The following is a 24,129-nucleotide window of genomic DNA, read 5'->3' on the forward strand; positions in this document are numbered from 1 at the left end:
ATTCCTTATTGCCACTTGCGATGGTAAGCACCCAAACTGGTTTGCACCCCTTCAGAAAGACTATCGAGCGAGTGCGCCCAATCCGGCGCAATATCAAACGCCTCGGGGTTTGCGATACAGCGATCAATCGCTTGACGCCATACCCGTGCAACTTGCTCCACATACGCCGGGCTGCGCTGACGACCTTCGATTTTGACCGATTTGATCCCGGCGCGATAAAGCTCAGGCAGGACACTTAAGGTGTTCAAACTGGTGGGTTCTTCCAGTGCGTGATAGCGGTTACCGTCGACACAAAAACGACCTTTGCAGAGGGTGGGATACCCCGCTTTTTCATCGGCTTGGTACCGATCAATCAAGACCCCGTTTAAGCGCGACTCCAACCCTTGCTCAGTATCTTGCCAACGCACGAATGCCGCCGGTGAGCAAGCGCCCACGGTATTGGGCGATTGGCCGGTAAGATAAGACGATAAATAGCAGCGCCCTTCGGCCATAATGCACAAGCTGCCAAAGGCAAATACCTCTAAATCGACATCGGTATCGCGTGCTAGTTGTTTAACTTGATGAATAGACAGCACCCGCGGCAATACCACTCGCTTAACGCCATATTGCTGCTGATAGAAACGGATCGCTCCAGCGTTAGTGGCGGATGCTTGAACAGAAAGGTGTATATCCAAATCGGGGTAGGTGCTGGCGGCGTAATCTAAACAGGCCATATCGGCAAGGATCAGCGCATCGGCACCATTACCGGCGGCGCTATCAATCGCATATTGCCAGCGACGCCAACCATCAGGATGGGCAAAGGTATTAATGGCAACGTGCAAGTCTTTGCCGTGGTCATGTACATACTGACTGGCACGCTGCAATTTGCTGTCGGTAAAGTTCAGCCCCGCAAAATGGCGCGCATTGGTGTCATCTTTTAAGCCGACATACACCGCATCGGCGCCATGTTCGATCGCTTTTTTAACCGCCGGAATATTGCCCGCCGGACAAAGGAGCTCCATAACATTGCATTCCATTTTATGATTGTCCGGCTAAGATAAGGGCGTTGCCAATGTGGGGGGTTGATGTGTATCAAGCTCACTTCTCCATGATGATAAAAATCGCGATAAATGACGCTGTTGGCACAAAAACTCCTCTCATTTTTGACTCGGATCCAATGGCGGAGCATTCAACCTCGCTACTCTAGTGGCATTCAACCATTGGCACCAAAGGAAAGCCAAATGCTCGTAAACCCAATCACCCAACAACCCCTTGCCCTGCCACTGCCTCAGCCAGCTCTGATTACACCAGGGCTAAAAGCCATCACTCAGTTACCACATGGGCTGCAAGCTCAGGTGCTGACCAAAGTCATGAATACCGCTTTTGCGGTGCCGCTGGCAGAGGACGAGTTCGACTTTCTTGCTGGCCGTACCATTCGCATTGGCTTGCGCGATCTCAACGCCAATTGGTTCGTGTCGCTGAACGAAGACAACCAATTATTGGTGCGCTTGTCTGGGGAGGAAGACGCCAGTATCGAGGGAGATTGGTTAGCGTTTTTGAAAATGGCGACTCACTATTGCGATCCGGATACGCTGTTTTTCCAGCGCCAACTCAGTATAAGTGGTGATACCGAACTTGGGCTGCATGTGAAAAACCTGCTTGATAGCCTCGAAATCGATACCCTACCCAAACCACTGGCACGCTCACTGACGTTAAGCCATCACTACCTCACTAAACTCGCGTTGTAGAGGCTTAGTTATTCGATAAGGCACACACCATCGCCAACGGATTGGCGTGGCTTACTAATCCAAGCTCATTGCCCAGCGTGCTCACCCGCCAACCAAGGTTGCGTGAGTGAGACCGTCTGGGTATCAACATCGTACGCCATTCGCTACGCCTTTCGTAACCCGTTAATCGGTTACGTCCAGAAAATAGTACTGGCTAACGTCGCAAATAAAACCAAAAGATTCAAAAAGATGATGAGCGGCATGGTTGCTCTGATGGGTTTGTAGCAGTAAGCAAGCGGCTTGGCGGGCACGAGCCTCCTTGAGAGCGTGCGAGACTAATGCCCGTGCGATACCTTGTCGCCGTGAGTCTGGCTGCACGTACAAATCGTTAATAATTAAGCCACGGCGCGCCCTCGCGAGCGAATACAAAGGCGTTAGGTGGACAAATCCCACCATGGAGGATTGGCGAGAAGCGGTCAGTATGCACGTGTCTTGCTCACACAACCGTTGCTCGGTAAACGCCCTTGTTTGACTGAGCGGCGGACGAATCGCGAGCCAGCGCTGGTATTGGCCGAATAACACGGTGAGGGCGTCTAGATCATTTAACTCCGCTTTCGCTATATGCAACATTCTTTCTCTACCGCAGCGCTATGGTTACTTTTCAGTGTAAGCGCCATCACGACGTTCTGCTGCCAACACCTCAACAGACGAGCATAGAGAGCAAAATATATTTCTTCACACTACGTTGAAATCGCCTACAGTATTTGTGTTGATATAAACACCAACATAAAAAGTTATAGTGCATAAGGTAATATAAATAAGGCGGCTAAACGCCGCCTCAGTATATGCCGATCCCTGCACGGATATAGGATCGTTTGGCTAAGTCCGTATTGTGTCGTGTTCTTATTACGCTATTGAGCGGGTGCGATACCACTTTACTGTAACAGGCGCGAGCTCTTTTAACGCGTTACGCACCATGATAAATGGTACTTTGATGAAGTAGAACGACATCAATACCATCATCATAGGATCTGCATAAACCGCATAATCCGACCAAGGTGAATGCGCCACTAACCAAGCACCTAAAAAGCCTAAGGTGACCGCCAGACTTAACAAGGTATCCATTTGCCACTGGCGCGATTCCGCCTCCACCAACTGGCTTTGCCCTGCTTGGTTTTTGCGTGCAATCATCCACCATCCGTAACCACAACCCACCACGTTGACAATACCAAACAGCACCGCCAATGACGGGTTAACCGCACGTCCGCCTTCGACCAAGGAGGAGACCGCTTCATACAGAGAATAACTCACCAATAGCATAATCACGGCGCCTTTAATGGCGACAACAAGCGGTGTCAGCAGCGCACGTGTGATCGGCCTTGCGTAACGCGAGTGGATATACCACGACGCGCCCAGTGACAACAAAGTTAACACTAGACTAATCAACGAGTAGATACCGTCGAACATAATCACTAAAGAGCCAGCAATCCATCCAACGGCAAGGCCGGCGATGGCAAACCCCAATGCGAGAAGGGCCGAAAACACTAATACTGACTTTTCATTGATCACGTTTTGAGAAGACATAAAACACCAAAAGTAGAAAACACGCACATATTCTTGGTGCTACTGCGCCGCTTTACAAACACGAACTTGCTGACATTTTCACCACCCTGCTGCGGGAAAAATTAAAGGCGTTTTATTTCAATAGTTTATGCATAAAAATAACTGTCAATATTTCTGACAGTGAGTGTTCTAAACAAATTTTAGTTATGAGATAGCGCTAAATCGCATTTTGCTTGCATATAACTTTTACGCATACTAAATCTAAATTTAGATTCTTTATGGACTAAGAAGATGAGAAAAGGCGTGTTACTCGCGGCAATTAGCTTGCAGCTTTTCCTCGCGATAACCAGCACAGGATGGTGGCAGTTTGGTGCGGCACTCAGTGCGTTTCTGTTGGTCGCGGTATTACGTTTGCCTCAGGACACGCCGCATGAGTGAACCTGAGGCAACGACGGAGGCTAGGCCGCTAGCAGCAGCCAAGCAAGCGATGTACAGGAGATAATCACCCACAGCGCGACACCAAACAATAAGGGTTTGGGGCCTGCCGTGCGTAGCTGGGTGACAGAAATACTGCAGCCGATTAAGAATAAACACACCACTAATACTTGCTTTGAGATGGCGAAAATCACCTCATAGATGGGTTGCGCTTGGACAAAGACATCACTGATACCAATCGCTAGACAATAAAAAACGATAAAGTAAGGGATCGTGATTTTTTTAGCGTGGCTGCGAAACATGAGTGCGCTGACAAACGCCACAGGCACAATCCATAATGCGCGCGCAAGTTTGAGGGTGGTCGCAGTGGTTAGTGCTTGCTCACCATAAGCGGACGCCGCGCCCACCACCGATGATGTATCATGAATCGCGATCGCCGCCCAGGTTCCAAACGTGTGCTGATCTAAGCCCAGCGCATGCCCAACCATAGGAAACACAAACAGCGCCAATGAATTCAACACAAACACCGTGCCTAACGCGAGACCAATTTGTTTATCATCCGCGTTGATAGCGGGCGAGACGGCTGCGATTGCACTGCCGCCACAAATCGCAGTGCCTGAGGCAATCAGGTGACCGGTCTTTTTATCCAGCCCCATAAGTTTGCCCAGTAATGTGCCAAAAATCAGCGTGCCTGCAATGGTGGCAATAATCAGCCCTATCCCATCGCCTGTCACGGCGAGCGCCTCTTGCAGCGGGATACCAAACCCCAGACCCACAATCGAATAAGCCAGTAACTTTTTGGTGATTTTCGTGAGCGGAATTGCACTTGGCACCCAGCCTAGGGAGGTCAACAAAAAACCCAATACCAATGCAATCGGCGAGCTCACCCAAGGGGTTAAACAGGCTAACACAGCCCATGAAAAAGGAAGATAACGCGTGTATGCGGTCATAATGATGCTCAGTAAAAATCAGTGACGGCATTGTAGCGCTCAGTGATTGTTCAGAAAATCTTAAACTTTTTAACCTGGGTTAAGTTTTGCTTAACATGTATTGCAAGGCATTGAAAAACAATCATCGAGGCGCACATTTAGAAATCAAACAAGTAATTGGTAATGCTATCACTCAGCCATTGGATCCCAGGATGCTCGGCCATCCCTGAGGCGGTGAATAGGCAGTAGTCTTCTTGGGTTAAGCCATAGGTGTGTTTGATCACCGCTAAGCGCTGTTCTCGTAAGTATTGCCGGATCAGCGGCTCAGGCAACACGCCCCACGCTTCTTCTTGTAAGATGGTATTGAGCATATATTCAAAGCTCGAAAAGCCAATATAACGGCGTGAGAAAGGCTGTAGCTCGGGATTGTCTTTTTCATTGAGATAGACCATTACCGCTTGCATGGCATTACGCAGTTGATCATCACTGACCCGACGCAGTCGACTCAACGGGTGCTCGCTGTTGCACACCGACATCATGCGAATTTTACCCAACGGCTGATAGTTGATGCGCGGATCGTCAATGCGCTCGTAGTCCACGCCAAACGCAAAGTCGACTTGTTGGGTTTCAACCAAATTGGCCAAATCACCGCTCGAGGCCAAGACTAGGTTGAAGGACGTCGCCGTAAAGCGCTTATTGAGCTGATGCGCCCAGTCCTGCCAAAGCTGATCGGGGATCGCATCATCACGCGCGATCCACACTTCGGCATTAAAGCCCGCGTTCGCTTGCTCGCACGTACGACGAATGCGGGCCGCGGTGACCGATATACTCTCGAAATCTTTGTAAACGGCTTTGCCGATTTCCGACAGTGTCAAACGGTTACCGGTGCGATAGAACAATTCAGCGTTAAGTGATTGCTCGAGCGCTTTAATCGCCATACTCAATCGTGAACGATTCACATCCAGCTGACGTGCAGCTTCAGACACTGAGCCAGTCTCTGCGACTGCACAAAACGCATCAATTTGGGTTAGATTCATGCCGCCCTCCTCACGCTATCCTACCGGAGCGCAGCAAAGACACAAAGCGCTATTACCGCTTGTCAGCATCCTTAAACTATCGGCGATTATGCAATTATTCGTAGCGACTTATTGCATATCAGAAGACGCTAAGCTCTCTGTGCTTGAGGCTAGACAGAATAAGAATCGTTTATTTGTGATAGAAGATAGATAGGGATAACGAGAGTGCTATGGTGCCCCGGGCCGGACTTGAACCGGCACAGCGCGAACGCCGAGGGATTTTAAATCCCTTGTGTCTACCAATTCCACCACCAGGGCAACGCAGATATGCGTGGTAGCACCATGGTCCGCAGACTGCGCTGCGAACGAAGGTGTACTTTAATGAAATTTAACCCGAGGTCAATAGCCCTTTTATTCTTTTTGACTCAAGTGGTTGAAAAGCAGGCAGAACGATAGAGGTGAATCATGCTGCACATGCGCCTTTAAAGTTCCGCCAAAACCCCCTTTACAAAAGGAGCTTTTTGCTTGACATAGGCATCTTGATCACGCACACCTTGAGCGAGTATGGCGCGCTTTTTGTTTTCATATTCAATGCGTACACTAGGGTTATCGAGCAAATACTGTTTGTACGCCATTTGGCGATGATGCTCATCACTGTCTTTTTCAATCACGTGAGCATGAATCAAAAACCGCTCACCTTGATAGGTTACAGAGGCGTCTTTACGAGGGCGGTGTTCGGGAAACGGCTGCTTACTGTGCTGATCTTGAAAGCCTAGCGCGTAAAGATGGGTAATCGCGTTTTCTCGCTCTCCTGGGAAATAAAGAATAGATAAATCAATGATCCCTTTGCCACCGACTTTGGCTGATGTTGAACCGAAATGCAGTACCTCAATACGAGGTGTCGAGATATGGTCAGACAAGGCTTGGGCAACGTCTAAGTAAATAGGACGCCAAGGAGAGAAACTGGCGTCAACTAATTGGTAGGGCTCGAGTGTGATCATGTGGCACCTAAGGTAAAAAAGAATGCTGGTAAACACGAGTGAGTCGGCATGAGCGACACATTGACTCAAGTTAGTTGATTATCGTACCAGCAGTTCCCGTGCAAACAAATCACACCACCTTACTAGACGCCTTCCGCAAGCTTAGGGTTAGAACCGTATTGATTGCTATTTTGATCCCCTTCCAATGCACAAAGCACCAGCAGCGCAATCATCCCGATAATAGGAATGAATGAAATCAGCAGCCACCATGCAGAACGTCCCGTGTCATGCAAACGCCTTGATGTAACGGCTAAGGTTGGCAGTAGTACCGCCAATGAGTACACAATGCTCAGCAACACCAGCCCCGTCGCTTCAGCGACAATGTTTAGCGCCAAGGAGATGCAAAAGTTAACCAGAAAGAACATCCAATACTCTCGACGATGGGCGCGCCCTGAAAAAGTGACATAATTGCGCAGCACTTTTAAATACCATTCCATACGTAACCCTATTTTTAGTTGAAAGAAGTGTTCGCACGTATCATAGAACGAGGCTCCAGCCAGTACTATTTCAACGACAAGACATCCGACCGCTTTATCATTAGCTTGAGAGCCTTATCACTGATTGACAGCATTTTTACTCGAGAGCGCGATTTACCAAAGCCAATGTTACTCACCAAAATGCGCTGGTCACCTTATGTGATTTGATTGCAAAGCACATTCAAAGCGTGGTAATGCGCTAGGGCAGGCTGAGCAACCAAGTGAGAAACCGTAAAACCCAACAACGATTTATAGTTTTAGATCTTGGTCAGTCACCGCCCCTTCCGCTGCGGAAATCACAGTATTGGCATATTTGGCCAATACGCCGCGTTTGTATCGTGGCTCTGGCTGTTGCCACTGACTAAAACGCTGATTCATTTCGGCTTGCGTTAAATCTACATCAATCGACATATCATCAGCATTAATAGAAATGGTGTCACCATCTTCAATAATGGCGATGGGGCCACCATCCATGGCTTCCGGTGTCACATGGCCTACGACAAAACCATGACTCCCCCCAGAGAAGCGACCATCCGTGATCAGTGCAACGTCGTTACCCAAGCCACGCCCCATCACGGCAGAAGTTGGACTCAACATTTCGCGCATGCCTGGGCCCCCTTTGGGTCCTTCGTAGCGAATAACAATCACATCCCCTTTTACGATCTTGCCATCTAAAATCGCTTGCAAGGCTTCTTCTTCAGAGTGGAATACGCGAGCACGACCAGTAAACTGCGTACCCTCTTTGCCCGAGATTTTTGCCACGGCCCCCGTCGGAGAGACATTGCCTTTCAATACCACCAAGTGACTGGTTTGCTTAATAGGATTATCAAACGGACGAATAATATCTTGGTGATCAGGATAGTCTTCAACCTCCTCTAAGTTCTCCGCCAAGGTTTTTCCTGTCACCGTTAAGCAATCACCATGCAATAGACCCGCGTCCAATAGTCGCTTCATCAATGGTTGAATACCACCAATGGCCACAAGCTCTGACATCATGTACTGACCACTTGGACGCAAATCCGCAAGCACAGGGACTTTTTGCCCTAGGCGTGTAAAGTCATCCAAGCTTAAATCTACATTGACCGTATTCGCCATAGCCAACAAATGCAGCACCGCATTGGTTGAACCGCCAAGCGCAATGGTCACAGTGATGGCATTTTCAAATGCTTCCCGCGTCATAATGTCTGAGGGGCGAATGCCCTCTTCGATTAAACGTACCACCGCTTTACCCGCCGCTTCGCAATCCGCACGCTTATCTTGTGAGATCGCTTCTTGAGCTGAACTGCCCGGCAAACTTAATCCCAAGGCTTCAATAGCGGATGCCATCGTATTCGCGGTGTACATACCACCACAAGAACCTGCGCCAGGAATGGCCGTTTTCTCTATCTTTTCAACATCTATTAATTCAATATCGCCTTTAGCATGCTGACCCACTGCCTCGAATACAGACACGATATCGGTATGATTTGCACCCGGTTTGATCGTTCCGCCATAGACAAAAATAGAAGGCCGGTTAAGTCGGGCCATGGCAATAACGCAAGCGGGCATGTTTTTATCGCAACCACCAATGGTCACCAAGCCATCAAAACCTTGGCATGCCGCAACCGTTTCAATGGAGTCCGTGATCACTTCACGAGAGACCAAAGAATACTTCATACCTTCCGTGCCATTGGCAATGCCATCAGAAATGGTAATGGTATTAAAGATAACGCCCTTGCCACCATCAGCGTCCACACCACTGCAGGCATGATCGGCCAGTTCGTTGATATGCATATTGCACGGTGTCACCATGCTCCAAGTCGAAGCAATGCCCACTTGCGGTTTTGAGAAATCCTGCTTTTCAAAGCCAGTCGCGCGCAACATGGCACGAGCCGGTGCTTTAGACACCCCATCAACCACTTCCGATGAATACCGGCGCTTCTTACTCATCATACCCTCTCTCATTAATTCAACGTTTTATTTGTTAGTGATTATAGGGTCACTTTACCAAGGCTGACCAATCTATCAATATGCTAGCGACATACTATGCTGTTAAGCGACTTAGTGCGACTTTTTACTTGTTTTGTCATAGTGATTTTTGGTGGAAAGATAAAGGGCTGAATATTGTGTGGGCATTGCCAGTGATTAGCCGCATTTTGACTTGAGATCACGATTAACTAAAGCCAGTGATATTCACCCAAATGCGCTGGCCACCTTATGTGATTTGATTGCAAAGCAGATAAAAAAAAGCTGAGCGCTAGGCTCAGCTAAAAGACAGTATCAAAAAAGACCTTATTTAATGGAAAAAGGAATCGCTAAGGTTAACTTAAAGTCATCTTCGTCTTGGAATAGATTGGTATAACCTTTCCAGCTCGGCGCATCGGTATCGTTAAAGTACTGCGTGAAGTAGAAGCTTACTTTCGCATCTTTAAGTGCACCCGTTTGAATGGCGTAATTCGCAAACAGGCTATAAGAGTATTCTTTTAGATCATCGTATCCCTTGGCGGATGAGCCAAAGCCATAAGCGCCGTTAAAGCCTGCACTAAAGCCTTTTGCACCAATATCCGAGAAATCACGCGATAACGACCCAAATACCGCCAGTTCTTCATCGTGGTTAAAGTCCGAGCGGTTATTCCACCAAATGTCATAGGTACCGTTCGAGCCACCATATTGACTCGTCAAGCGATACGCTAAATTTTGCACCTTGGCAGGATCGCCGGAGTCGGCTTCGGTATAGGTGGCCTCTGCACGATAAGAGTATTGACCTGATGACATACTGGTAAGCATCGCTAGCTGGAATGCCGTGCTATCATATTGCTCATCATCATCGACCACATAAAGTTGCGGCGACCAATACACGCCACCCTCAGTGGTGCCTTTGACTTTGAGATGGGCATTCCAACGGTCACCGTCACTTAAAGCCCCATAAGCCGCATCGATAGAAACATCATTATCCAATGTATACCGCGCCCCTAACGAGTAGGCGGTACCAGCATCTTCACCATCGGTCGTTTGAAATTCATAGGTTTCTTTAAACCAAGGCGCTTTATAGCGCTCGGAGACCACAAGGCCCAGAGCAAGATTATCGACACTCAGGCCTAACTCCCCACCTACATGAGTGCCCGGCGCAAACGACCAGTTAATACCAATCGTGCTTGGTACGGAAGGCTGAAAATAACCAAGCTTCGCCGTTACGTTTTCACCAAATTTAAACTTAGCCGCCGCAGTAGCCAGAGAGACACCATTGTCCGTACATTCTTCGTCCCATGCGCCCGTGCATTCGCTATCATCTGGCTCTTTATCAAAGGGGTTATTCACGCCCCAAAAGTTCATTTCGTGATCCGGGCTACCGTTTTGCCACATATCAAAGGTACTAAAGGCCATCAAATCAAGTCCAACCACTTCCGCAGCATAGCCTGAGTTAAAGGCAAGATTTGCGTAGATAGAGCCATGGTCAAGGTTGGTTTCTTTGGCCGTATCGTTGCCGTTGGCATCTGTACCTGCGCGATCACGGGATCGCATCCAAAAATTGAGATTCCCACTTAAGGTAGATTCAGTAAAAAAAGGTGATGTCTCTGAGGATAATGTTTGTGACATTGCTGGCGCCGCCACCACCGCACTAAAAACAGCTGCAGCTAATGTCGATACGCTAAACATTTTATTCATGAAAGACTCCTGCTATCTGCAAGATACGGGCTTTGCCTCGTTGATTTATTAAGTTTTATCGAGTGCAAAACCGATTTGAAAGCTGAGAAACGTATTTCAGCTTTCCCCCGCTGCTTACACATTTCGTGTAACCACACCTTCAGACTAATTACGCAAAGAAAAATATCAATCACGACTTAATTTTTAATGCGAATAATATGAACTAGAGCATGTTTTTGACCGTTTTATGACATAGATCTTATCCACAAAAAAACTAAAACCCTTAAAAACAACACCTTAAATAAAAACCCAAAAGTCACAGCACCCGCAGGCAAGTACTTTCATGCAAATAATATGAAATAAATATCATAAAACATGGATAGAAAATCACGTCAAAAACGGCAAAAGTCGCCAATCTTATTTTTCTTACAAAATTAACGAGAAGAAAATGGATAGAGGAGGGTATTTTTTTACGTAAAATAAATTTTATTATCGTCAAAAACGGCAAAAAAATGCATGAAATTTAGGATTTATGTAATTTTATTATGAAAAATAACCACGAGTACAACTGTGTTTACGTCATCGGTATTCCCCCGCGACAAAGCCTTGTCTCGCAATTGAGAGCTTTTTGCATCGCCGCACAACGATCGCTGTTGCATATTGAGCCGTACTCGCCGTTATAGAAAAACTGATGCGCATCAAAAGTTAGGTTGACCTGTCATTCAATCAACAGATTCGCGTGATAAATTAGTCAATGAAGCGTTAAGCGCCCCCCATAGCGCAACACACCACCACGCCATGGCGAAAAAGGATCCCGGCATCAATGAAAGGACTACGTTGGTTTTTACCTCTTGTTATTCTCGGTCTTGGCTATCTTGGCTATACCGCCATCGCGGCAACAGAGACAGCTACTCAAGAAAATGCTGCGTCCCCGCTCCCACCGATTGTTGAGACACGCGTTGTTCACCCAACTCAACATCAAGTAGTTTTACGGGCGCACGGTGAAGTCACCCCTGTAGAGACCACACAGCTTTCTGCCCAAGTGTCCGGTGAAGTGGTCGCATGGCATCCAAATTTCGTTGCTGGCGGCATTGTTAAACGTGGTGATGTGCTGTTTTCAATTGAGCCTGATAACTATCAAGCCGCGGTACTGAGCGCCGAAGCCGACCTTGCCAGTGCAAAAGCGTCCTTGATAGAAGAACAAGCCCAGGCGGCGGTGGCAAAACGTCAGGCCAAAAGCCTTCCATCCTCACAAGTCACCGATCTCTACTTACGCAAGCCACAAGTACTCAGTGCAAAAGCCCGCGTAAAATCGGCACAAGCGGCATTAAAGCGCGCACAACGCGACTTAGAAAACTGCCAAGTGACCGCCCCTTACGATGCGCTCGTCGTGTCGCGAGACGTCGGGGTTGGGCAGTACATTAACGCAGGAAGCCCGGTGGGGGTACTTAATAGCATCGAGGCTGCGGAAGTGCATTTGCCTATTGCTGGCTTCGACACACTCTTTCTCCCCACACCATTAGCGGGGATCGAGGTTCAGCTTACCCGCAACGGCAGCAAACCGACTCAACGCCAAGCACGACTCGTGCGCGATCTAGGCATCGTGGAGCAAAGCACCCGCATGATGCGAGTTGTAGTGCGCCTTGATGATCCTTACGGCACCCAATCGGCTAAACCTGCCCTACCCTTTGGCAGTTATATCGAGGCGACTTTCAAAGGGGCAACGTTGGAGAACGTCTTTAAGCTTCCGCAATCCTTGATGAACAATCGCCAAGTTTGGGTCGTCGATCAAGCAGGAAAACTCACCCCGCGTACACTGCGCGTGGTGAGAACGGAAGGCCAGTATATCTACGCTGACCAAGGCTTAAGCGATGATGACCAAGTGGTTACCACGCTGCCTGAATTCCCCGAGCCTGGCATGACGGTTCGCGTGGCATCGCAGGTATCGCCGGAGGGTGAAAATGAGTAATGCTGACACGCCAACGCGTGGGCTCATTGCCTATTTTGCCCACAACCCGGTTGCTGCAAACCTGATCATGGTGTTTGTACTCATCATGGGGGTTGCCAGTTACTTTTTCATTCAGCGACAGATGTTCCCTAACATCGAGATTAACTACATTCATATTACCGCTGACTATCCCGGCGCCTCCCCCCAAGAGGTAGAGGAGAGCATCTTAGTTAAAGTGGAGGAAGCCATTAAAGATGTCACCGGGATCGAATCGGTGGTTTCAACCGCGCGGCGCGGATTTGGTCAAGTAGAAATCGAAGTGGATGTTGGGGAAGATCTCAATCTCGTCCTGGACCGCGTAAAGCAAGAGGTCGATGCCCTCTCTAATCTCCCCGCGTCGATGGAACCGCTTAATGTCGCGCAAGTGGAGTTTCGCCAAACCGTCATTCAAATGGCAGTGGTAGGCAATAAGCCGCTCACTGAGCTAAAACGCGCGGCACAGGACATTGAAGACGAACTCCTCCAACTCAAGGACGTCACCTTGGTGGAGCTCAGTGCCCCTACCTACGAGATTGCCATCGAGGTAGCCCCCCGTATTCTGCGCAAGTATAACCTCACGCTTAATCAGGTGAGTGACGCCATTGCCCGCTATTCCGCCAACTTCTCTGCCGGTGAAGTACGTACCGACAGCGGTATGATTGCAATTCGCGTCGAGAACCAGCGTTATCGCGGTGATGAGTTTCGCCAGATCCCAATTAAAATCGGCCCCAATGGCAGTCGATTATTGCTGCAGGATATTGCCACCATCAAAGACGGGTTTACCGAAGGCGAGCGTTACTTTAAGTACTCGGGGCAGAACGCAATTTTTCTCTCGGTGAATGCAACCGCTAGCGAAAATATGGTGACCGTTGCCGACGCCGTCAAAGACTACATACAAGACAAAAACGCAGCATTGCCCGCCGGGCTGGCACTCAAATCGGTGGTCGACATGACACACTACCTTAATGCCCGCCTTGATATGATGCTGAAAAACTTATTACAAGGAGCGGTATTGGTTGCGCTACTGCTGACATTGTTTTTGCGCTTTAAACTTGCCCTCTGGGTGCTTATCGGTTTGCCCGTATGCTTTCTTGGCGCGGTCATGCTAATGCCAGTGATTGGGGTCAGCATTAACATCGTTTCACTGTTTGCGTTCATTATGGTGTTGGGGATTGTCGTCGATGACGCGATCGTTATCGGCGAAAGTGTTTATACCGAAGTGGAGCACAAAGGTGGCGGCGTCAATAACGTTGTCGCCGGGGCGCAGCGTGTTGCCACCCCTGCCACGTTTGGCGTGCTCACCACCATTGCCGTTTTTGCACCTTTTATCATGTCGAGCGGCCCTGAACGCGCCTTTTTCTTTGGCATCGCGTCAATCGTCATCTTGTGTCTCATCTTTAGCTTGGTAGAGTCGAAGCTTATTTTGCCCGCTCACTTGGCGCACACCCACTTTTCCACGCCCAAATCAAATAGCTTCCGCCAGCGTTTTAATCGGCAATTCCATCGCTTCGTCAATGGACCATACCGCCGCGCCGTCACCTTCGCGGTACGTTGGCGCTGGTCGGCTTTCGCATTGTTTGTTGCCTTATTAGCTATCAGTATTTCGTTGGTGGTTGCCAGCCACGTGCGTATGGTGCCGACGCCCAAAGTCCCGCATGATTTTCCCAATATTCGCCTTGAGATGAACAATAACGCCTCGAGTGAGCAAACCATTGCCGCACTCAAAGCCATTGAAGGCATGGTCTACCGCGTCGATAACGCCACAGAAGCCGAGACGGGCCAAGCCATGGTTCAAGACACGCTCGTATTTAATGAAGGGCGAACCTCAGGACAACTGGTGATCCCTTTAGTCGATGATACATTGCGCCCCTTTACCACCTTCGAATTATCGCGGCGCTGGCGTGAGGCGATGCCGGAGATCCCAGGAGTTAAAAAACTCACCATTCAAGATGACGTGAATGGTGGAGAACAAGGTGATGAGTTTGGCTTTCTCCTCTTTGGGCCCAACATCGACACACTCAATGCGGCCGGACGTGCTTTAATGTCGCGCCTTAACCAGCAAGCGGGTCTTTTCGATGTGTCCTCATCCATCGATTCAGGCAGTCAGGAAGTGCTCATTTCCCTCACGCCCGTCGCTCATGATCTGGGGCTGGATCTCACCACCATTGCTCAACAGGTAGGAGGGAGTTTCTATGGCGGGGAAGCCCAACGTCTAATCCGTGACGGTGAAGAAATAAAAGTCATGGTGCGTTACCCCAAATTAACGCGGGAGGCATTTTCATCACTGCGTTATGCCGTGATCACCACCCCAGCCGGTCAACAAGTCATGTTGGGCGATGTGGTGAAACTGGAGCAACAACCCGGTGTGAGTAGCCTGCGCCGCGAAGCAGGATTTAGAACGGTTTATGTCTATGGCGCGATTGATGAAGAGTTAGTCGAACCCAATGAAGTAGTCGAAACCATTCAACAATCCGTCATACCAGAGGTATTGGCCGATTATCCGGATGTCACTAGTGAACTCAGTGGTTCGATTGAAGAACAACAAGCACAGCAAGATGAACAAAAGCTTTTCTTTGTTGCCGGGATGATTGTGGTCTATGCGTTATTGGCCGTGCCCTTAAAAAGCTATACGCAACCACTGATTATCATGTCGGTGATCCCTTTTAGCTTAACGGGTGCTATTTGGGGACATTATTGGTTTGATATTGATTTAAGTATGATGTCGACCTTTGGTTTGATTGCCGCCGCAGGCGTGGTGGTCAACGATGCGCTGGTGATGACTGACTATATTAATCGAGCGCGTCACGCGGGGGTTGCGATCAAAAAAGCAGTGATCGACGCAGGCTGTGCCCGCTTTCGGGCCATCACACTGACGTCTATCACCACCTTTGCGGGGGTGTTGCCCATCATGTTTGAAACCAGCCTGCAAGCAAGATTTGTGATCCCAATGGCCGTCGCACTTGGCTTTGCGGTGATGTTTGCCACCTTGCTAACGCTGTTTCTGGTGCCCTGTTTATATCTGATGCTGCAAGATATTGGACAGCTTCTGCGCCGGCTCACTCCCGGCCTTTCCTCGTCACAATCAGAGCCTAACGCGCGATAAAAGAGGTGCCGAGCGCAGCCCCTTGTGCACCGTGTTTGTCCAGCTGGTTAGCGATGGCGGTCATCGCTAGCCAGCGATTCTCGCACCATGAAGGGGCCAGTAACGTCGGTGGACGTGCACTCGCAGACACGCGATGATACACCACCTCAGGAGGCGTTCGCTGGATCATCATGCTGGCGCTGTCGACGTAGTCTTCTAATGTGATTTCGCTTTGACGCCCTGCACGCCACGCTTTCGCCATGGTGCTACCCTCGACAATATGTAGCGGGTGCAGTTTAATCCCATCGGTGCCTGTGCTCACGACCCGGTCAATCGTTGTTTGATGATCGGTGATGCCCTCTCCGGGCAGACCAACAATCAAATGCGTGCATACTTTAATACCCATTGCACGGGCTTGTTGAGTGATTCGCTCGTAAACCGCCACATCATGGCCACGGTTAATGCGTTTCAACGTCTTATCATGACCCGTTTGTAAACCAAGCTCTAACCACACTTCAAATCCTTGTTGACGATAACCCGCCAACAGCGTCAAAACCTGGCTGGGCACACAATCTGGCCGTGTACCGACACACAGCCCGACCATGTTTTCACGCGCTAATGCTTGCTCGTACAAGGCCTTTAACCGCGCAACCTCGTCATAAGTACTGGTATAAGCTTGAAAATACGCCAGATAACGACGTGCTCGGTCTACCTCTTTCGCACGTTGGTGCAACTGGTGGCTAACGGATTGGTGCTGCGCGGTTTCATCAGAAAAGGATGCGACATTGCAAAAGGTGCAACCGCCCCGCCCGAGCGTGCCATCACGATTGGGGCAACTAAAACCACCATGTAGCGTCAGCTTATGGACACGTTCGCCATAACGGTGTTTTAAATCTTGGCCTAGTGTATTAACGAGTTGATGCAGCTCCATAACGCCTCAGCGGAAAAAGACAAAGGCGAGATTTTAACAACTGTTATCGAAGAGATATTGGGGCGGATCAAGCAAAGGCGTGCTTGCCCTAAAACAAAAAACCCGCCTTGCCGGCGGGTTTAAATCATTGGCGTGATACGCCCATTAGGCTTTGGCTTTCTTCTTGCGTTTATCAGTGACTTCCCACTGACCGTCAACAAAGAAGGCTGACCAGCCCGTTGGCTTGCCATCTTCCTCGCTACGCACGTAATTCTCTTTGGTTTTACGTGCAAAACGAACCACAGTAGGACGTCCATCGGGATCTTCCTGCGGCGCATCGGCAAGGTATTTGAACTTGTCCGAAATGCGGTCTTTGAAGCGATGAAGCTCCTCCACCAGCGGCGCACGTGTCTCGCGGGATTTGGGGAAATTACTCGCGGCCATAAATAGGCCAGAGGCACCATCACGTAACACGAAATAGGCATCCGAGTTTTCACATGGCAACTCTGGGAAGTGCACCGGATCTTCTTTCGGTGGCGCCACGTCACCATTTTTGAGGATCTTACGCGTGTTCTTACATTCCTCGTTGGTGCAACCCATGTATTTACCGAAACGGCCATTTTTCAGCACCATGTCGCTACCACATTTGTCGCACTCTACCACAGGCCCATCGTAGCCTTTGGGTTTGAACTCCCCTTTTTCAACCACATAGCCTTCGCAGCTCGGATTATTACCACACACGTGCAACTTACGATGCTGATCAATGAGGTAAGAGTCCATTGCTGTTTCACAAATCGGACAACGCTTCATCGCCCGAAGATCAGCGGTTTCAACGTCCTCTTCGAGCACATTGACAATACCATCTTCATCCATCAAGTTGATGGTGGTTTTACAACGCTCTTTCGGGGGTAACGCGTAGCCCGAACAACCGAGGAACACGCCAGTCGAAGCGGTACGAATCCCCATTTTACGCCCACAGGTTGGACAGTCGATATCTGTCATCACCATGTTGTTGGGCTTCATTCCACCCTCGTCTTCATCCTGCTCGGCTTGTTCAAGCTCTGCGGTGAAATCCGCAAAGAAATCATCAAGTACCCCTTTCCAGTCAGCTTGACCTTCCGCGATTTTATCCAGTGATGCTTCCATGCGAGCGGTAAAGTCATAGTCCATCAAATCGGCAAAGCTTTGGTTGAGGCGGTCTGTGACAATCTCGCCCATTTTCTCAGCATAGAAGCGACGGTTTTCAACTCGCACATAACCGCGGTCTTGTATCGTGGAAATAATAGACGCGTACGTCGATGGACGACCAATGCCCGCTTTTTCTAACTCTTTGACCAAGGCCGCTTCGGTATAACGGGCGGGTGGCTTAGTAAAGTGTTGTTTCGGATCAAGCTTGTCGAGTGTCAGTGATTCACCCACCTCAACCGCTGGCAAGGTTTGATCTTCGTTTTTACCAGAAGGACGCTGTACCCGAGTCCAACCGTCAAAGCGCAGTGTGCGTCCTTTTGCTTTCAAGGTGTAATCGCTCGCATCGACCGTCAAGGTCGTCGAGTCATATTTTGCCGGTACCATTTGACAGGCCACAAACTGGCGCCAAATCAAGTCGTACAGACGATGCGCATCAGAGTCCATCCCCTGCAAATCACTGGCATTGACACCCACATCAGAAGGCCGGATGGCCTCGTGCGCTTCTTGGGCATTGGCTTTGGCACCATACACGTTCGCCGACGCTGGTAAGTACTTCTCACCGTATTCGCTAGCAATATGGCCACGAGCCGCTTCGACCGCTTCTTTGCTGAGGTTGGTCGAGTCGGTACGCATGTAAGTGATATAGCCGGCTTCATACAAGCGTTGCGCCAACATCATGGTTTTCTTCACCCCAAAGCCGAGACGCGTGCTTGCCGCCTGCTGCAATGTTGAGGTGATATAAGGCGCCGAGGGCTTACTCGTTGAGGGGCGATCTTCGCGATCACGCACCACAAAGCTGGCGTGCTCGAGAGCTGACACCGCCGCCATCGCCTCATCTTTATTTTTCGGCTTAAAGGCTTTGCCATTTTGTTGCGCCACGAGCAGTCGCAGCGCCTGCTCTTTCGGTGTGAGCGTGTCGGCGTGCACATCCCAAAACTCTTCGGGGATAAAAGCTTTTATCTGATGCTCACGTTCAACAAGCAGCTTTACCGCGACCGACTGCACACGACCGGCCGACAAGCCTCGCGCCACTTTTTTCCATAGCAACGGCGAGACCATAAAGCCCACCACACGGTCGAGGAAACGCCGCGCTTGCTGTGCGTTGACACCGTCGATATTGACGTCACCCGGTGCGTCAAACGCCTGTGTGATCGCATTTTTGGTGATCTCATTAAAGACCACGCGTTTGAAGCGGTCGTTATCACCACCGATGAGTTCGCGCAGGTGCCAAGCAATGGCCTCCCCTTCGCGGTCCAAATCCGTTGCGAGATAAACGTTGTCGGCTTTCTCAGCCAGTGACTTAAGCTCGGCGACGACTTTTTCCTTACCGGGCAACACTTGGTATTTCGCTTGCCAGCCATTGTAAGGATCAACGCCCATCTTGTTGATGAGCGCCTTCTGTTCTTTTTCTTTTTTAATTCGCGCTTTTTCTTCGGCGCTGAGCCCTTTCGTGGACACAGGTGCGGCCTTTTTACCGCCTTGCGTCGCTCCAGTTGGCAAGTCACGAACATGTCCGACACTCGACTTCACCACGAAGTCTTTGCCGAGATATTTATTGATCGTTTTCGCCTTTGCTGGGGACTCCACGATGACGAGAGATTTGCCCATAATGACCTAATTGACGCCCTTTGCGCTAAAACTGTCGAAAATTCGTTGCGTTGCACTTCCATGCCGGAGTGCCGCTATCTGTTTACAATATTGAGCGAGTCTAGCCGAATATCAACTAAATTCGCAGCAAAACACGCTGATTGCTCGTCCCTTCCACAATTGTTAAGCAATTGTGATGGTAATATCCCGATTGTTCTTCATGCCGGTTTCCGGCAAAAACGCGCTAATCATTACCATTGCCGCACGCAAAATAGCTAAATGGATGCGGTAATCTTTGGCTTGGCTCACATTATTATGGCTATTTCGCTCATTATCGTGCGCCTGTTACCGCTATTTTCTTCCGTTGTTTATCGCCCAACGCTAACAGGCAGCACTCGGGGAGTGAGTTAAACCAACGGACGCTGACCACGACTAATCCATTTTAGCAGCACACGATCTGCCACCTCCGCGGATGCGCCAGCAAGCTTTTCAGCAATGTTTTTACGCTGATGGTAAGACACCGACAGCACTTTTCGCTCGTTATTCGCCGCCTGGAACAAATACTCGTCGCTGGTACAGACCTCATCAATCAATCCCAGATCCAATGCTTGGTTACCAAACCAGTGTTCACCGGTGGCAACCTTATCGACATTAAGAGACGGGCGGTATTCGCTGATAAACGCCTTGAACAGGCCATGGGTTTCTTCCAGTTCCGTTTTGAACTTCTCGCGCGCTTTGTCAGTGTTTTCACCAAACATGGTTAGCGTGCGCTTAAATTCACCGGCGGTCAGCTGCTCAAATTCAATATCGTTCTTCTTAAGCAACTTGTTAAAGTTGGGCAGCTGGGCAATCACCCCAATCGAGCCAATGATCGCAAACGGCGCTGCAATCAACTTATCCGCGACGCATGCCATCATATACCCGCCGCTTGCGGCCACTTTATCAACCGCCACGGTTAAGGGCACGCCTGCTTGACGGAAGCGTGCCAGCTGAGACGCCGCTAGGCCGTAGCCATGCACCATACCGCCGCCACTCTCGACGTTGACCAAGACTTCGTCCTGTTCGGTTGCTACCGACAAAATCGCCGTGACTTCTTCTCGTAACGCCTCTACTTCGCGGGCATCGATGCTGCCTTTAAAGTGGATCACAAACAATTGTGGATCCCGTTGAGCCGATGGCTCGTTTTGCTTTTTGGCTGCGGCTTTTTGCGCCTTTTCTTCTTTCTTCTTGGCTTTTTTCTCGTCTTTCTCTCGCGCTTTTAACGACGATTCATTGTACAAGTGCTGCTCTAGCGATTGACGATAATGCTTAAACCGCTCAGTTAAGTCAGTGAGCTTTAGGCTACCTTTTTGCCCCCCTTTGTCGCTCGCGGCGCGCACTAAAGCGACCAATACAAATGCCGCTAATAAGAAAGTGACGACTTTTGCCAGAAAAAGCCCATAATCCGCAATGAAATCCAATGTTGTATCCTCTTTTTTGTCGCTATGTTGGCAATGCCGTTAACCGTACATCACGCACTTGGTTGTCACACCTTACCCGCAACCTTACAATAATCTACGTTTAACAATAAATAAGGATTTATATCGTGGACTACCAAGTAAGCTCAAACGCGCTTGAAGGGCGTGTGATTTTGGTGACCGGTGCGGGCGCTGGCATTGGCCGCCAAGCCGCACTTAGCTATGCAGAGAAAGGCGCTACCGTCATCCTTCTCGGCCGCACCGTGAAAAAACTTGAAGCAGTATACGATGAAATTGATGCTTTGGACGCGCCACAACCAGCGATTATCCCACTGGATATGCTGGGTGCCACGCGTCAGCATTATTTGGATATGGCAGACACCATTGAACAACAGTTCGGGCGCTTAGACGGCGTACTGCATAATGCTGGCTTGCTCGGTGTGCTGAGCCCGTTCGATCAGATTGATGAAAAATCTCATGACGATGTAATGCAGGTGAATGTCAAAGCCACCATGCTTATGACGCAAGCCCTGCTGCCATTATTGAAAAAGTCTGACGATGCTCGCGTGGTGTTTACTACATCTACGGTCGGCCACCAAGGGCGTGCTTATTGGGGCAGCTATGCGATTTCTAAGTTCGCGACCGAAGGCATGATGCAAGTGCTGGCGGATGAAATGTCTGATACCAAGGTCCGTGTCAACGCCATCAACCCAGGCGGTACCCGCACCAGTATGCGCGCGAGCGCTTTCCCAGGAGAAGACCCTGACACGCTCAAAACGCCTCTCGATATTATGCCACTTTACCTGTATTTGATGGCCCCAGAAGGTATTGGCGAGCACGGACAGTGTATTGATGCACAACCTAAGCGCTAAGCATAGCGCCCCCATGGCTGGGGGCGCTCGTTTTAGCAAACCGATTTAAAAATCGATGCTGAGTTTGGCTTTGATGTTGCGTTCGTCCCCATACCAACAGTTCAATTCATCAAAACAGCTGTAAGTGGTTTTATCGAACAAGTTTGTCGCAGATAGGGACAATTTTGCGCCTGATAGCGACGGTGATGCTTGCGAAAGATCGTAACTAATCGCGGTATCAAACACCGTATAGTCGGGCACCGTAAAGGTATTGGTGGCGTTACCCTGTGACTCACCCACATACCGTGCGCCTAAACTCACGCGTGTCCCCGCACTGACCTGGTGATTCAGCCACGCACTGGCAGTCTGCTCTGGCACCCAAACTGGGGTCTTGCCCTCTAGGTTAGGGTCATCCGTGATCTCCATATCAATATAGCCATAAGTTAAGGCCACATCCGTCTCTACACTAAGTGCATGATTAAACTCAACCTCTATTCCACGAGAGCGGATTTCACCGGTTTGAATTTTCGCGTATGAGTCGTTGGGATCATTCACCAGCGCGTCTTGCTTTTTAAGCTCGAACAACGCCACGTTGACGCCAGTGCTACCGTCTAGTGACAAGTACTTGAGGCCGGTTTCCCATTGTTTACCCGTGGAAGGGTCAAACACATTACCCCGATTATCCATATCGGTTGGTTCAAAGCTTTCTGAGTAACTCAGATAAGGGGAAATGCCGTTGTCAAACTGGTACATCGCACCGGCACGGAATGCCAGATTATAGTGACGAATGTTTTTCTCAGAGGAACTCGGTGACCCCGCATAAAGTGTCTGCTGGTCATCTTTTAACTCATATTCATCGTAACGCGCGCCAGCCAGTAACACCCATTGGTTCCACAAGATCTGATCTTGGGCATAGAGGCCAGTCTGTGTCACTTCAATATCATGGTCTTCTTGGTAAGCAAAACTGAGTGAGTCGGGGTTAACCTGGTTATTATCGGGATCGAAAATATCAATATCCGGCACTGAACCGGGAGCGTAAGTGTCATCGTAACCCACGTCCGAGGACATAGTCTGATAATCAACCCCTAGCAAGGTGTAATGGTCTGCCGCCCCCCAGCGCACATCGCCAGAAAGCTGAGTATCCACCACCCAGGATTCGATCGTTTCATCTGTCAGGTACGCGTTACGCGGGTAGTGGCGGCCATCAAACGTATTTTGACGATAGTTGTCGTTATTCACTAACCGTGTATTGATGTACATATTTTTTTGCAGCAAATCAGCATCTGTGTAGCGTGCCGAGTGCAGTAACGACCAGTTTGATGAGAGCTGGTGCTGCACCTTGTAACCCAGCATCAGAAACTCACGATCATAAGTATTCCAGTTGTTGTCACCGGAAAAGCTATCGCTAGAAAGGCTGCCTTGGTCACTATGCAATACCGAGCCGTTGGCCGGTAATGAGGTATAAATGCCCGCCGCCGGATCCGCTTGGTAATAAAGATTAACGTTCACCAACGTATCTGGCGACACCCGCCAATCTAGCGATGGGGCGACGACATAACGCTCTTCTTCCGAATCGCCCGCTTGGCCATCTTTTTGTCGTGCCAGCGCCACCATCCGGTACGCCAATGGGGTGTCAGAAATCGCACCAGTACTGTCAACAGACACTTCACGCAGTGCATCAGAGTCGGTGCTCATCGTCACACGGTGCGCCGCCTCTTGTTGCGGTGTCTTGGCGATCATATTCACCATCCCACCCGGTGGAATATTCCCGTATAACACCGACGTCGGCCCTTTGAACACTTCCACTTGTTCAATCGCAATCGGATCGATTTGTGGCTGTAAATTCCAGGTGTTGTAAGGTACCGCGAGACCATCAAAAAAGTTCTGATAGTTGATAAAACCACGAATATTAAAGAGATCGAGTCGCGTGACGGCCCCACCCCGCAGCTCAGTATTTACACCCGGTGTATAGCGCACCACTTCGCTTAGTGAACTGGTTTGGCGCTGTTCGATGGCCTCTCGGTCGATGACAGTGACCGCTTGAGGCGTTTCTTCTGGTGCCAGTGCTGTTTTCGTGGCCGTATTGCGGTAGGTGTCGCCTAAGACTTGTATGGTTTCCATCTCGGCGTGTTGCGACTCGGCATAAGCTGATGGCAGCATCAAGCTCCCCATAACCGCCATCGCTAACGGGGACAGTCGCCATCTGGCAACCTGCTGCACGCGTGCACAACCCATATCCATGATGATTTTCCTCTCAATACAAATTAAACGTAAAACG

Annotated in this window: 17 protein-coding genes, 1 tRNA gene and 1 pseudogene; 5 read left to right on the forward strand and 14 right to left on the reverse strand. The window is 49.6% G+C overall.

Translation table 11 applies throughout. The features are described 5' to 3' along the window. Positions 1-5 precede the first annotated feature (5 nt). Complete coding sequence (locus tag EHW58_RS12160; RefSeq protein WP_046073407.1) at positions 6-1,001, reverse strand: peptidase U32 family protein; 996 nt, start codon at positions 999-1,001, stop codon at positions 6-8. Between the two features lie 219 nt (positions 1,002-1,220). Here EHW58_RS12160 and EHW58_RS12165 point away from each other — a divergent pair, with 219 nt between their 5' ends. Then, complete coding sequence (locus EHW58_RS12165) at positions 1,221-1,727, forward strand: SCP2 domain-containing protein (protein WP_172970042.1); 507 nt, start codon at positions 1,221-1,223, stop codon at positions 1,725-1,727. 162 nt (positions 1,728-1,889) lie between these two features. On the opposite strand, the gene EHW58_RS12170 is transcribed toward EHW58_RS12165, so the two are convergent. Continuing rightward, on the reverse strand, positions 1,890-2,336 hold the full coding sequence (locus tag EHW58_RS12170; RefSeq protein WP_152796729.1) for a GNAT family N-acetyltransferase: 447 nt from the start codon (positions 2,334-2,336) through the stop codon (positions 1,890-1,892). Positions 2,337-2,657: 321 nt separating this feature from the next. Beyond that, positions 2,658-3,290, reverse strand: a pseudogene (locus EHW58_RS12175) (cation transporter); the annotation flags it as partial. 270 nt (positions 3,291-3,560) lie between these two features. Here EHW58_RS12175 and EHW58_RS15710 point away from each other — a divergent pair. Beyond that, positions 3,561-3,707 (forward strand): hypothetical protein, encoded by a 147-nt coding sequence (locus EHW58_RS15710; protein WP_155522538.1) that lies wholly within the window; start codon positions 3,561-3,563, stop codon positions 3,705-3,707. A gap of 20 nt (positions 3,708-3,727) precedes the next feature. On the opposite strand, the gene EHW58_RS12180 is transcribed toward EHW58_RS15710, so the two are convergent. The 7 genes from EHW58_RS12180 to EHW58_RS12210 form a co-directional block, all read right to left on the reverse strand. Next, on the reverse strand, positions 3,728-4,654 hold the full coding sequence (locus EHW58_RS12180) for a YeiH family protein (RefSeq protein ID WP_152796733.1): 927 nt from the start codon (positions 4,652-4,654) through the stop codon (positions 3,728-3,730). 137 nt (positions 4,655-4,791) lie between these two features. Then, positions 4,792-5,670: a LysR family transcriptional regulator gene (locus tag EHW58_RS12185; RefSeq protein WP_069590163.1), complete on the reverse strand. Its 879-nt coding sequence runs from the start codon at positions 5,668-5,670 to the stop codon at positions 4,792-4,794. A 210-nt stretch (positions 5,671-5,880) separates the two neighbouring features. After that, positions 5,881-5,967: transfer RNA gene (locus tag EHW58_RS12190), tRNA-Leu, on the reverse strand. A gap of 164 nt (positions 5,968-6,131) precedes the next feature. Further along, positions 6,132-6,650, reverse strand: a complete 519-nt coding sequence (locus tag EHW58_RS12195) for a GrpB family protein (protein WP_152796735.1) — start codon at positions 6,648-6,650, stop codon at positions 6,132-6,134. A gap of 122 nt (positions 6,651-6,772) precedes the next feature. Further along, entirely contained in the window at positions 6,773-7,126 is a 354-nt protein-coding gene (locus EHW58_RS12200) for a DUF805 domain-containing protein (RefSeq protein ID WP_077577942.1), read from the reverse strand. 288 nt (positions 7,127-7,414) lie between these two features. Beyond that, on the reverse strand, positions 7,415-9,097 hold the full coding sequence (gene ilvD, locus EHW58_RS12205) for a dihydroxy-acid dehydratase (RefSeq protein ID WP_216647104.1): 1,683 nt from the start codon (positions 9,095-9,097) through the stop codon (positions 7,415-7,417). 339 nt (positions 9,098-9,436) lie between these two features. Next, the gene (locus tag EHW58_RS12210) at positions 9,437-10,810 is read right to left on the reverse strand and encodes a multidrug transporter (protein WP_152796737.1); all 1,374 of its coding nucleotides are present in this window, start codon (positions 10,808-10,810) and stop codon (positions 9,437-9,439) included. 802 nt (positions 10,811-11,612) lie between these two features. Between EHW58_RS12210 and EHW58_RS12215 the strand changes: the two genes are divergently transcribed. Both EHW58_RS12215 and EHW58_RS12220 read left to right on the forward strand, forming a co-directional pair. Next, positions 11,613-12,758 carry an efflux RND transporter periplasmic adaptor subunit gene (locus EHW58_RS12215; RefSeq protein ID WP_152796739.1) on the forward strand — a complete coding sequence of 382 codons (1,146 nt, stop codon included), beginning with the start codon at positions 11,613-11,615 and terminating at the stop codon, positions 12,756-12,758. Then, positions 12,751-15,879 (forward strand): efflux RND transporter permease subunit, encoded by a 3,129-nt coding sequence (locus tag EHW58_RS12220; RefSeq protein WP_152796741.1) that lies wholly within the window; start codon positions 12,751-12,753, stop codon positions 15,877-15,879. Before EHW58_RS12215 ends, EHW58_RS12220 begins: the two co-directional genes overlap by 8 nt. Here EHW58_RS12220 and EHW58_RS12225 read toward each other — a convergent pair. The 3 genes from EHW58_RS12225 to sohB form a co-directional block, all read right to left on the reverse strand. Next, positions 15,866-16,789: a TIGR01212 family radical SAM protein gene (locus EHW58_RS12225; protein ID WP_152796744.1), complete on the reverse strand. Its 924-nt coding sequence runs from the start codon at positions 16,787-16,789 to the stop codon at positions 15,866-15,868. The two genes, EHW58_RS12220 and EHW58_RS12225, sit on opposite strands and share 14 nt — an antisense overlap. Positions 16,790-16,933: 144 nt before the next feature. Next, positions 16,934-19,564, reverse strand: coding sequence for a type I DNA topoisomerase (gene topA, locus EHW58_RS12230; protein WP_152796746.1), 2,631 nt, complete (start codon positions 19,562-19,564; stop codon positions 16,934-16,936). Between the two features lie 386 nt (positions 19,565-19,950). After that, on the reverse strand, positions 19,951-21,003 hold the full coding sequence (gene sohB / locus EHW58_RS12235) for a protease SohB (protein WP_077577952.1): 1,053 nt from the start codon (positions 21,001-21,003) through the stop codon (positions 19,951-19,953). 125 nt (positions 21,004-21,128) lie between these two features. On the opposite strand from sohB, the gene EHW58_RS12240 reads away from it, so the two are divergent. Then, positions 21,129-21,872 (forward strand): YciK family oxidoreductase, encoded by a 744-nt coding sequence (locus EHW58_RS12240; protein ID WP_370517860.1) that lies wholly within the window; start codon positions 21,129-21,131, stop codon positions 21,870-21,872. Between the two features lie 45 nt (positions 21,873-21,917). Here EHW58_RS12240 and EHW58_RS12245 read toward each other — a convergent pair whose 3' ends face one another. Beyond that, on the reverse strand, positions 21,918-24,092 hold the full coding sequence (locus tag EHW58_RS12245) for a TonB-dependent siderophore receptor (protein ID WP_227986317.1): 2,175 nt from the start codon (positions 24,090-24,092) through the stop codon (positions 21,918-21,920). Positions 24,093-24,129 lie beyond the last annotated feature (37 nt).

The organism is Salinivibrio sp. VYel1, from assembly GCF_009377945.1.
Classification (GTDB): domain Bacteria; phylum Pseudomonadota; class Gammaproteobacteria; order Enterobacterales; family Vibrionaceae; genus Salinivibrio; species Salinivibrio siamensis.